At 59.0% G+C, this 10,700-nt stretch carries 9 protein-coding genes and 1 pseudogene; 4 read left to right on the top strand and 6 right to left on the bottom strand.

Going from position 1 to position 10,700, the window contains the following annotated elements; all coding sequences use genetic code 11:
• Together ACVWZJ_RS07305 and ACVWZJ_RS07300 are read right to left on the bottom strand one after the other, a co-directional pair.
• Positions 1-110, bottom strand: a pseudogene (locus ACVWZJ_RS07305) (IS5-like element ISSoc13 family transposase); the annotation flags it as partial.
• Between the two features lie 758 nt (positions 111-868).
• Positions 869-2,080: a phosphodiester glycosidase family protein gene (locus tag ACVWZJ_RS07300; protein WP_011433278.1), complete on the bottom strand. Its 1,212-nt coding sequence runs from the start codon at positions 2,078-2,080 to the stop codon at positions 869-871.
• A gap of 330 nt (positions 2,081-2,410) precedes the next feature.
• On the opposite strand from ACVWZJ_RS07300, the gene ACVWZJ_RS07295 reads away from it, so the two are divergent.
• Positions 2,411-3,337 (top strand): D-isomer specific 2-hydroxyacid dehydrogenase family protein, encoded by a 927-nt coding sequence (locus tag ACVWZJ_RS07295; RefSeq protein ID WP_011433280.1) that lies wholly within the window; start codon positions 2,411-2,413, stop codon positions 3,335-3,337.
• A 57-nt stretch (positions 3,338-3,394) separates the two neighbouring features.
• Here the strand turns inward: ACVWZJ_RS07295 and ACVWZJ_RS07290 are convergent, their stop codons facing one another.
• The 3 genes from ACVWZJ_RS07290 to gltX all read right to left on the bottom strand — a co-directional run bounded on the left by ACVWZJ_RS07290 (position 3,395) and on the right by gltX (position 6,970).
• Positions 3,395-4,477, bottom strand: a complete 1,083-nt coding sequence (locus ACVWZJ_RS07290; RefSeq protein WP_041436546.1) for an isocitrate/isopropylmalate dehydrogenase family protein — start codon at positions 4,475-4,477, stop codon at positions 3,395-3,397.
• A 167-nt stretch (positions 4,478-4,644) separates the two neighbouring features.
• Positions 4,645-5,451: a GAF domain-containing sensor histidine kinase gene (locus ACVWZJ_RS07285; RefSeq protein WP_457395556.1), complete on the bottom strand. Its 807-nt coding sequence runs from the start codon at positions 5,449-5,451 to the stop codon at positions 4,645-4,647.
• Positions 5,452-5,530: 79 nt separating this feature from the next.
• A complete protein-coding gene (gltX, locus tag ACVWZJ_RS07280; RefSeq protein WP_011433283.1) occupies positions 5,531-6,970 on the bottom strand; it encodes a glutamate--tRNA ligase in 1,440 nt (479 codons plus the stop codon).
• Between the two features lie 234 nt (positions 6,971-7,204).
• On the opposite strand from gltX, the gene ACVWZJ_RS07275 reads away from it, so the two are divergent.
• Positions 7,205-7,555, top strand: coding sequence for a hypothetical protein (locus ACVWZJ_RS07275; protein WP_011433285.1), 351 nt, complete (start codon positions 7,205-7,207; stop codon positions 7,553-7,555).
• A 286-nt stretch (positions 7,556-7,841) separates the two neighbouring features.
• Here the strand turns inward: ACVWZJ_RS07275 and miaB are convergent, their stop codons facing one another.
• The gene (miaB, locus tag ACVWZJ_RS07270) at positions 7,842-9,176 is read right to left on the bottom strand and encodes a tRNA (N6-isopentenyl adenosine(37)-C2)-methylthiotransferase MiaB (RefSeq protein WP_457395552.1); all 1,335 of its coding nucleotides are present in this window, start codon (positions 9,174-9,176) and stop codon (positions 7,842-7,844) included.
• A gap of 121 nt (positions 9,177-9,297) precedes the next feature.
• Between miaB and ACVWZJ_RS07265 the strand changes: the two genes are divergently transcribed.
• Together ACVWZJ_RS07265 and ACVWZJ_RS07260 are read left to right on the top strand one after the other, a co-directional pair.
• Positions 9,298-9,732, top strand: a complete 435-nt coding sequence (locus tag ACVWZJ_RS07265; protein WP_414344770.1) for a BlaI/MecI/CopY family transcriptional regulator — start codon at positions 9,298-9,300, stop codon at positions 9,730-9,732.
• Positions 9,729-10,610, top strand: coding sequence for a M56 family metallopeptidase (locus ACVWZJ_RS07260; RefSeq protein ID WP_457395549.1), 882 nt, complete (start codon positions 9,729-9,731; stop codon positions 10,608-10,610). The genes ACVWZJ_RS07265 and ACVWZJ_RS07260 overlap by 4 nt, the downstream gene beginning before the upstream one ends.
• Positions 10,611-10,700 lie beyond the last annotated feature (90 nt).

Here is a 10,700-nt window from a genome sequence, read left to right as displayed (position 1 = left end):
TCAATAAACTGTTTGCAGTTTGCTTCTTTCCCAATGTTAACTCTCTCTTCTGTCTGTAAAAAAGCCAATATCTTCTGCCATTTGTTTTCATCTAAGAAAACCAACTTCATCCTCTTTCCTCTATAAATTATTCTCTCTATCCTAACATAAGATCAACACGACCTAACTCTCACAAACAGGAATGCCAGTACCAGCAGCCCACCCACGAGAGAGGAGCAAGGGTCAACCTGCCCCAAAAGCCTTGTCCACCAGGAGAGATAGTCATTTTTAAAATAACTATACATTTGGTCGGGAGCCGGGTAGGCCTACACATTAGCGAACATTCGTAGTAGAGGGAATTGTAACCAAAAGTCCAAGGAGTTAATTTCTAACCTCGAGAGTGAAGAAATATAAATTCGTCAATCATCTTCGTCAAAAAATGGATTATTGACAATACTTTTTTGAAAACCAGCATCTGATTTAGCAGAAGCGTAAAGAATTGCGTGCCTTTTATACTCTGAGGTCGTCTTCTTCAAGAGATCGCCTCTTTGATCATTTTTCTTACCGGTCTCAAGGCCAATGTTTTCTACTTAATTTAATCTCTATTTCTGTTATGAGAAATGAGCATTGGGCGTTCAGTTTGGATCCCACTTAAAATTGACCTGAAAAAGCTCTGGGGCTTTGGGTGCTGAGATTGCCGGGATCCCATTGCGCAATCAAAGCCGAGTCCTTCCTCTGGCGGGGGGAGAGATCTTTTTCTTGAGAAGGTAGATCCAATCCTGGAGAATACCTGCCCCCTCCTCCAATCAGCCAGAAAGTTCGGGGATCCCACCCTCGATCCCTGGATCAAAGGGAAAAGACTCTATCCCGCCGGCACAAAAGTTTTCTGTCACCGACTTGGGCTTGGGAAAAACCCTAGGCCATTGTGAACTCGGGGTGTACGCCGCCGGGAGGGACTGGGATCCGTCTCACTGTTGGGTGGGCTGGCTTCTGGGTGTCGGTGTTCCAAATTGACGGCCTCTCCCCCCAGCACCAAGGTGGAAGCATTGCCCCCATCCAAGTTCAAGGCATGGCGACAGCCCAATTGCTGCATCAACTGTGCCATCTCCAGCAGGGTGAGCCCTTGATTTTCCTGGGCATTGCCGGCGGTCACCAGCAGCAAATGTCCGCTGTCCAGTTGGCCGATGGCACTGCGGGCGGCTCGCTGCCTGCGAAAGAGAGGCTGAAATCCCTCCAATCGGGCATCCAAAACCACCTGTCCATCCAAGAGCAAGAGCGGCCCTGCCCCTAGGATGTGGGGATAGACCTCCAGCTCAGGCGGATCCAAGCGCAGATAAAAGCTGAGGCGATCCCCGGGAACCAGCTTGCGGGCTTCTAGGGCACCTTCTAGCCCCCGCCCTGCCAATACATACCCCTCGCTGGGAATCTGTACCGTCAAACTGCCGGCCAGGCCCGCCACCAGAATTTCTTGCACCTGATCCTGCCGCACCATCACGAGCATTTCGTCGTCCGTTTGGGTGGTGTAGGTGGATCCCCAGTCGGGGGTGAACTGGGAGATGCCGGGCAGGATATAGCCTGTATTGATGCCCACCACTGGGATTTGATCCCCAATGTCATTGCGCAGCTCTGCTTGCATCCGCAAACGGGCAAAGCGCACGGATCCCCCTTCTTGCCCTGCCGTCCCATCCGACCAGGCGATGACCCCACGACCCAAAATGGGGCTGGAGATCCAGCGGCCATCCCGACGAATCGCCCCCAGCGGCTGACGGGTGTTGCGGTTGAAAAACCCACCGTTAATGGCGGCCACTGCCCCCTGTTCAGGGCCAAAGGAAGACAGCTCCCCCAAACCCACCAGCCCCGCGCGTGCAGCCCAGATGGGCCGCAGTTGGCCGGCTGCGAGAGAAACCACCACGATGGAAACTGGGATCCGATTGTCTCCAACCCAAACCTCCTTCTGGTACAAAGGGATCCCTTGCACCACCCGCACCGGCTGCACACCGAGGGTCACCTGAGCTTGAGCAGCCACGCTGGGCAAAAAGAGAGCAGCAGTGCAGGCTAACCCCCAGCCCATGACCCAGGCGCTCAGCTTGGTTTTGGACATGTCTTCACGTCTTTAGGGCTTCACCATTGTCATTGGGAGATGATTATCCCCCTGCGGCAAAGGTTCCCATCACAATGAGCGACAACAGGATCCCTGGAAAGAGCAGCGTCACCAAGATCAGCAGTTCGGAAAGGGTCATCGGGGAATGCCACCTACTGGAGATTTAACCAACACAACAGCTCCGGCTTCCACCCTAGCGATCCCAGAAGGGTGCTCCAGGCTCCCTTTGGGATCCCTTAACACTCGACACCGGTTTGGCTGCCCGTGCATGCCATCTCTCGCTCTGCCGACAGTATCCTGGCAAGGGGAAAGCCTTATCCAACGGTTCCTATGGGCATCCAAGGCAAACGCATTGCCGTCGAACCCGGCCATCTTCGCCCCTGGCTCAAAGAGGCTGTTTTGGCGGGGGGCGGCGAAATTGTGCCCCTGGCAGAAGCAGAAGCCTTGGTCTGGGCTGATGCCTTTGATGTGCCTGGCCTGAAGCGTTGTCTGGCGGAAGGGAAAGGGATCCGCTGGGTGCAGCTGCCCTGGGCAGGGGTGGAACCCTTTGTTCGGGCGGGAGTCTTGGATCCCGCTTATGTGTGGACTTGTGGCAAGGGGGTCTATGCTCAACCGGTGGCGGAACATGCCTTGGCCTTGACCTTGGCCGGCTTGCGCGACTTGAAGATCCGCGCCTTGGCCCAAACTTGGCAGGAGGGCTCCGGTACCAGCCTCTGGGGTAGCCGTGTGGTCATTTTCGGGGCCGGGGGCATCGCCCAAGAGTTGATCAAGCTGTTGCAGCCTTTTCAATGCTCCGTCGACGTGGTGCGTCGCAAGGCGGATCCCTTGCCGGGTGCCACACGGGTGGTGACGCTCGCGGAACGGCAAACGGTGTTGGCAGGGGCAGATGTGGTGATCCTGGCTTTGGCCCTCACGCCGGAAACCGAGGGGATCATCGCCCAAGCTGAGTTGGAGCAGATGGGATCCCAGTGTTGGTTGGTGAATGTGGCGCGAGGCAAGCACATCGTGACCTCCGACTTGGTGGCCGCCCTGCAGCAGGGGGTCATTCGCGGGGCCGCCTTGGATGTCACGGATCCCGAGCCCCTACCGGATGGGCATCCCCTCTGGAGCTTGCCCAACTGCCTGATTACCCCCCACACTGCTCTTACCGATGCCATGATTGTCCCAGCCCTCTCTAAGCGGGTGCGAGAAAATGTGCAGCGCTTCCGGACCGGGGATCCCTTGCTAGGGGTGGTGGATCCGGTTTTGGGGTATTGAGTCCTCTAGCCCCCCTCCCTTGGGGAGCCTGGGATCAGAAACATTTGGCGCCAAACCCTACTGCAAAGCCATCTCCTGCACGCGGGCAGCAATGGCCTTGGCCATTTCCTGAGTGCCGACGGGATCCCCTGTGGCCAGGTCATAGGTGACCTGCTTGCCCTCGGCGATCACCGCCTGCACCGCCGCCTCCACCCTTGCGGCAGCCTCCCGCTCTCCCAGGTAGCGCAGCATCATCGCCCCGGAGAGGATCAGAGCGCAGGGGTTGACTTTGTTTTGGCCAGCGTACTTGGGAGCAGAGCCGTGAATGGCCTCAAAAACCGCAATGCCGTTGCCGATGTTGGCCCCCGGCGCCACCCCCAGCCCGCCGATCATCCCCGCGCACAAGTCGGAAATGATGTCCCCATAGAGGTTGGTGAGCACCAGCACATCGTAGAGCTGCGGCTTTTGCATCAGTTGCATGCACATGTTGTCCACGATGCGATCTTCAAACTCGATGTCGGGGTACTCCTGGGCCACCTCCCGCGCCACCTGCAAAAACAAGCCATCGGTGAACTTCATGATGTTGGCTTTGTGAACTGCCGTCACCTTCTTGCGGCCATTCTGGCGGGCGTACTCAAAGGCAAATTTGACAATGCGGCGGCTGCCGAAGTCCGAAATGGGCTTGATGCCGATGGCGGATCCCTCGCGGATGGGTTTGCCGGAAAGGCGCATCATTTCCTCCCGCGCCTGGATGGCTTCCGGCGTGCCCCGTTCAAACTCGATCCCGGCATAGAGATCTTCGGTATTTTCCCGCACCACCACTAGGTCGATGTCTTGAAAAGGGCTTTTGACACCGAGCATGGATTTGGCCGGGCGCAGATTGGCGTAGAGATCCAGCTCCTTGCGAATGGCTACGTTGACCGAACGAAAGCCAGTACCTACGGGAGTGCCAATCGGCCCTTTGATCGCCACTTTGGTTTCCCGAATGGACTCCAACACCTGGGGCGGCAAGGGGGTGCCGTATTTCTCGATCACCTCCACCCCTGCCTCTACCGGGATCCATTCCAACCCAACCCCGGTAGCCTCCAAGACCGTGGTCATCGCCTTGGCCACTTCCGGGCCGATGCCATCCCCAGGGATCAAAGTCACACGATAGGCCACAGATGCTTCTCCTCGCAGTGTTAACGACAGCGCAAAAACTCCGTCCTGCCGGCGTGAGAGGATCCCTCCACCAGACAGGTTAGAGAACCGGGAACCCTTGAGCTTAAATGACTATAGAACAGGTTGAGACTGAAAATGCTGCGTCTGCTACCTCAGAAAAGGGGGGGCTAGCCGCAAGATCGGGGACTCGGCGGCAGAGGGACTCGCAGCTCTACAACTGTGCCACTGCCAAAGCGGCGATTACGCCAAGCAATGCTTGCCCCGATCAACTCGGCTCGGTAGCGCATGTTGAGCAACCCGTGTCCATGGCCAGACGGCTGGGCGGGATCCACCCCACTCTTGGACGCCGGCATACCGCAGCCATCGTCGATGATCTTCAGCTCCAAGTGGGTGTAGGGAGCCTGAGGGTTGATAGAGGAACCGGCGTCCTGTTGAACCTTGGGCTGAATGATGAGATCGATGCGCCGTGCCCCCGCGTGTTTGACAATCAGAAAGCTGGCTTCCAGAGGTGTCCGGCTCAGCAGAGCCAAAGCCCCCAGCCGCTCCTCCCCCCGGTTAATCGGGTAGGCAACAAAGCCTCGCAAGCCATTGGCCTTCACCCACTCCGGGGCGGGCATCCAGGCTTCTTGGGCGGGATTGTTGCTCAAAAGCGGCAGCCCCTCCTGGGCCACCCGTCCCAAAGGGCTGTCGTCAGGGTAGATCCGCTGAATTTGGTCGTGAGCAGGACTGAGCAGGCCGGCATGGGCCACCGACTGAAAACATCCTTCCTGCGGGTCGAAAAACCAAAGGCGAGCTGAGGCTGCACCCAGACGATCCACCATCTGCCGTACCAAGGTCTGGGCCAGCTTGAGCACACACTGCTCCAGCTCCCCCATCTCTACAGAGTCCGAAGAGGATGGGGAAGATAACTGAGAAGAGAGCAGCACCAGTTCTTGGACAATTTGGTTTGCAGCCTGTAGCTGGCGTGACAGCATGGGATCCCGATTGCGGCAGCGGTGCGGAGCACTTTCAACAGAGGCAACCGAAGGCATGACAGCAAGAGATGGGCTTCCATCAACAAGGAACCAACTTCTGCACAGCCTCTAACCGCCCCAAAGCCCAGCCCCGCCGCTGGAGAAGGGCAAAAGATTCCAGCAAATCCGGCCCCTGCAGATCCCCTGTCAGGGCGGCCCGCAAACTCTTCATCAGCAGGCCCTTTTTCATGTTCTGGCCCTTGGCCACCTGATCCACCAGCGGTTTTAAGCTGTCCGCCGAAACCTGGGGCAGCTCGGCAGCAGCCAACGTGGTGGCCATTGCAGCCATAGCCTCTGCCACCCCAGGCAGGCGCAACTGTTCCAGAGCTGGCAACGTGTAGCTGAGGGGCTCCTGAAACAAAAAGCGGCTGAGCGGAGGAGCTTCTGCCAGGCGGTCGATACCATCGGCAATCAGGCGGGCCACATCTTCCAACCAGGTGGGATCCGGCACCTCGGAAAGGTCAAACCCTGCCGCCTGCCAAAAGGGGGTGAGCCGTTCTACCAGTTCTGGCGGAGAAAGCCGCTTGATGTACTGGCTGTTGATCCAGTTGAGCTTGTCCCAGTCAAAGCGGGCAGCCGCACGGTTAACCCGGTCAAAGTCGAACAGCGCAGCCGCCTTTTCCAAAGAGAAAAGCTCTTCCCCATCCGGGGGCGACCAACTGAGCAAAGCCAAATAGTTCTTGAGAGCTTCCGGCAAAAAGCCCAGTTGCTGGAACTCTGCTACCGAAGTTGCCCCATCCCGTTTGGAGAGCTTTTTCCCCTCCGGGTTCAGGATTAGCGGAGAATGGGCAAACTGGGGAGGTTCGTGGCCAAGAGCACGGTAGAGCAAAATCTGCTTGGGGGTATTGCCGATGTGATCTTCGCCGCGAATCACATGGGTGATGCCCATGTCGATGTCATCCACCACCACCGCCAAGTTGTAGAGAGGGCAGCCATCCGCCCGGGCAATGACCATATCCCCCCCCAAGTCCTGGGTGTTCCAGGTAATGGGGCCGCGAATGAGATCCACCCAAGACACTTCCAGGGGCTCCTCGATTTTGAAGCGGATCACCGGCTGCCGACCCTCGGCTTCGTAGGCCCGTCGCTGGGCTTCGGTGAGAAAGCGGTGGCGGTTGTCGTAGCGGGGGGCTTTGCCGGCGGCCTTCTGGGCAGCGCGCATCTCCTCCAGCTCCGCCTCGCTGACGTAGCAGCGGTAGGCCAACCCTCGATCCAGAAGCTGCTGTACCACCGCTTGATAGCGCTCGATGCGCTTGGATTGGTAGACCGGCCCTTCGTCCCAGTCTAGGCCCAACCAGGCCAGGCCCGCCAAAATGTTGCGGGTGTAGCGGGGCAAAGAGCGGTCGCGGTCGGTGTCCTCGATGCGCAAAATGAACCGGCCACCGTGGCGACGGGCATACAGCCAGTTGAACACTGCCGTTCGGGCAGTGCCGATGTGCAGATTTCCGGTTGGGCTGGGGGCAATGCGAACACAAACACTCACAGGTCTAAGGATCCCAAGCAGAGCATCCTGATCCTAGTCGGCGGCGAGATCCTTTGTCATATTGGCCCTCCATTGGGTTGCAGGCGGTTGCCAATTGAGGCATTTCGAGTAGAATCCGCTCTAGCCGCCGGTCAAAAGGTAGGCTGCACGGGGATCAAGGTTGATTGGCAACGTCCAACCTCCCCTTTTTTCCGGTGTTGAGGAAAAGCTGTAGCGCAGGAGGAATCCCAGCACATGCGTCTGACTTTGGCCATTCTTCTGGGTTGTCTGTCCGCCGGGATCCCGATTGGATCCGCCTTGGCCCAAATTGCCTATCCTTCCTATCCGGTGGGAGATGCCCTGGATAGGATCCTGTTGGATACAGGCAGGAATGTGGATCCGGTCATTTTCCCTGAGGAGGTGGTGCGCTCCCAGGCCCGGCAGACCACCGCCTTCTTCACCACGCTGCTGAACCAACGCACCAACATCCCACCCCTGCGCTCGCTAGATTTGCCCAGTCCCTATCAGGCTTCGGTTCGTACCCAGGCCGGGTACTACCGCGTGACCCAGACAGAGCCCGTTTTGGATTTTGAAATCTTGCGCTAGGCAGGGCAGGTATTCGGGGCCTGTTCCAGCGCCGGCCTGTTGCTGTTGCCAAAACGTTGTGTATGAAGCTCCGTTCTACTGCTGCGCGGAAGAAAGCTAGCTAGGGCGGTGGTTGTGCCCTGGTCGGCGTGGCGGAAAGGGCAGTGACTGCCTGGCGGTTGCCTTAAAGCTGTTCACCCAGGAGGGCATGGTTTTTCTCAGCGAAACAGCTCCCTGGAGAGGCGCTCCGCCGGCGCAATCGGACAAGAGGGAACTGGGGAAAGTTGTGTTTGTGAGAGCCTTCATCCTATGGCCCGCTCGCGCGGACGGTAACTGCCTCTCCGGTCAGCGAAAAAGCTCGCGTGGCGGTAATGCGCACCGGCACCAGGGATCCCTGCAGTTCCTCCGGATCCCCTTCAAAGAACACCAAGCGATTGCCGCGGGTACGCCCCATCGCCTGGCGGGGGTTTTTCGGGTTGGGGCCTTCCACCAGCACCTCTTGCACCTGGCCTAAGAGTCGGGCGCTGCGGGCGGCGGCCACCTCGGCCACCAGTCGGTTCAGCCGTTGCAGGCGGTCGCTTTTTTCCTCTTCAGGCACCTGGTCGGGCCACTCGGCGGCAGGGGTGCCGGGACGGGGGGAGTAGGCAGCAGTGTTCACTTGGTCAAAGCCAATGTCCTGCACCAGTTGCAGGGTTTCTTGGAACTGAGCTTCGGTCTCTCCCGGGAAGCCGACAATGGCATCGGCGCTGATGGCGGCTTCGGGCATGTATTGGCGGATGAGCTGGATAATCTGGCGATAGCGCTCGTGGGTGTAGCCGCGCCGCATCCGCTTGAGCACTTCGTTGCTGCCCGCCTGGAAGGGAATGTGGAAGTGCTCGCAGACTTTGGGCAGCTCGGCGCAGGTGGCGATCAGCTCCTCGGTAAAGTAGCGCGGGTGGCTGGTGGCAAAGCGAATCCGTTCAATACCTTCCACCGAATGGACGAAGCGCAACAAGCTGGCCAGGTTGGTTTTCGGATCCAGATCCCGTCCGTAGGCATCGATGTTCTGCCCCAGCAACGTTACCTCGCGGTAGCCCGCTCTGGCCACGTCTTCGATTTCGGCGCGGATGGCCTGGGGCTGGCGGGACTGCTCTTGCCCTCGCACCCGCGGCACGATGCAGTAGGTGCAGCGCTCGTTGCAACCGTAGATAACGTTGATCCAAGCAGTGACCTGGCTGTCGCGACGGGGCTTGGTGATGTCTTCTGGGATCTCAACCGGCTCGGTGGCCACCACCTGGTTTCCGGCTTCCACCTGCGCCAACAGATCCCCAAGGCGGTTCACGTACTGGGGGCCCATGACCAGATCCAGCTCAGGGACGCGGCGCAACAATTTTTCCCCTTCCTGCTGGGCCACACAGCCGGCCACAATGAGCTTGATGGCCGGGTTTTTGCGCTTGCGCTGCGCCTGGATGCCCAGGTAGGAATAGACCTTTTGCTCAGCATTGTCGCGGATGGTGCAGGTGTTGTAGAGAACTAAGTCCGCCTGCAACTCATCTTCGGTGGCCACATACCCCAGGGACTCCAGGATCCCGGCCATGCGCTCGGTATCGGCGCGGTTCATTTGGCAGCCGAAGGTGATGGTGTGGTAGGTGGGAGCAGCCATGGGAAGAAACAGTACGAAGAACCACCATCTTCGAGCTTAGCGGATCCTTAAAATGGCTGCGGGGCTTGAGACTCCAACAGTTAATCTAGCTAGATAGAAATTCCTACACCGGCAAAGGCTCATGTTGCCCAAGCATCGTCCCAAGCAACTGTCGCTGGGCCCTCTGGAGTCGGAAATCTTGGAGATCCTCTGGGATCTGGGCAGTGCCAGCACCCGTCAAATCCACGAGCGCATCTTGGCCGATCCGGATCGGGAGCTGGCCTATGCCTCTGTGACTACAGTTTTGCAGCGCTTAAGCCAGAAGGGCTGGGTGAGCTGTGAGCGCCGCACCGATCCCCAAGGGCGGAATCTGCCCATGCTGTGGCGGCCTCGTCTTTCGCGTCAGGAAGCGGCCAGCCTCAGGGCCTTCACCCACCTGCAGCAGTTTTTGGCCGTGGGGGATCCCGATACGGTGGCAGCCTTTGCCGATAGCCTGGATCAGGCCAGTGTGTCCCAGTTGCAGGCGATTGCCGAACGGCTGCGGGCGGCCCGTCAAGCCAGGAGGGATCCGCGATGAGCCACTTGGGCATGTTACTGCTGGGCTTGGGCCTCAGTTGCCTGTGGCGAGCCCAGGTGCGCCTGGACAGGAGTGGGGGATGGGGCCGACGTTGGCAGCGGGCTTGGATCCACTTCTTGCTGCCCCCGCTGCTGTTGCTGACCACTGCTTTGGCCTTGGCCTGGATGGGGCCGTGGGGACAAATGGCCGGGGTGGGGGGCTGGTTCTGCTACGGCTGTGCTCTGCTGTTGCTGGCCGTGGCCGGCGGCGTGGCCTTGCACTGGATTTGGGAATACTGGCGCTCCTATCGACGTGCCCATCTGCAAGCTTTAGCCCATGTGGATTTGCATGGCTCTCCGGCCTATGTGCTGGATTTGGAGATCCCTTTTGCTGCCCAAGTGGGGGTGTGGAATGCCCAGTTGGTGGTCAGCCGCGGCCTGCTGGAGCAGTTGGATGATGAGCACTTGCGGGCTGTAATCGCCCACGAAGAGGCCCATCGCCACTACCGCGATACCCTCTGGATGTTTGGAGTGGGCTGGCTGCGACGCCTCACCGGCTGGCTGCCCAACACCGAGGCCCTGTGGGAGGAATTGCTCACCCTACGGGAGCTGCGGGCGGATCGCTGGGCGGCCCAACGGGTGGATCCCTTGTTGTTGGGAGAGGCCCTGCTGCAGGTGGTGGGCTATGGCGTGGTGGAGCAACCGGCGGCGGCCTGGGTTGGCTTTGCAATGGCCGTGAGTTCAGACTCAGGGCAACGGCTGCAGGAGCGTATCGATGCCCTGCTGCAGCAGGCAGAGTCAGGGCCCGTCGATCCCCTACCCCATTCTTCTTCCATTCGGGGTTGGGCCTGGTTGGGGTTGTCCCTATTGCCTTTGCTGGCGATCCCGTTCCATACCTGAAGATTGACGGCGATTCCTCAACCAAATTGTCCTTGGGTTGGGGAAGCGAGCTTGAAAAAAAACCACCAGTTGACGCCCAAAGCCTGAGAT

The sequence above is a fragment of the Thermostichus sp. OS-CIW-29 genome (genome assembly GCF_054058195.1).
The sequence above is the reverse complement of the archived record's forward strand: the minus strand, read 5'-3'. Positions and strand labels throughout refer to the sequence as shown.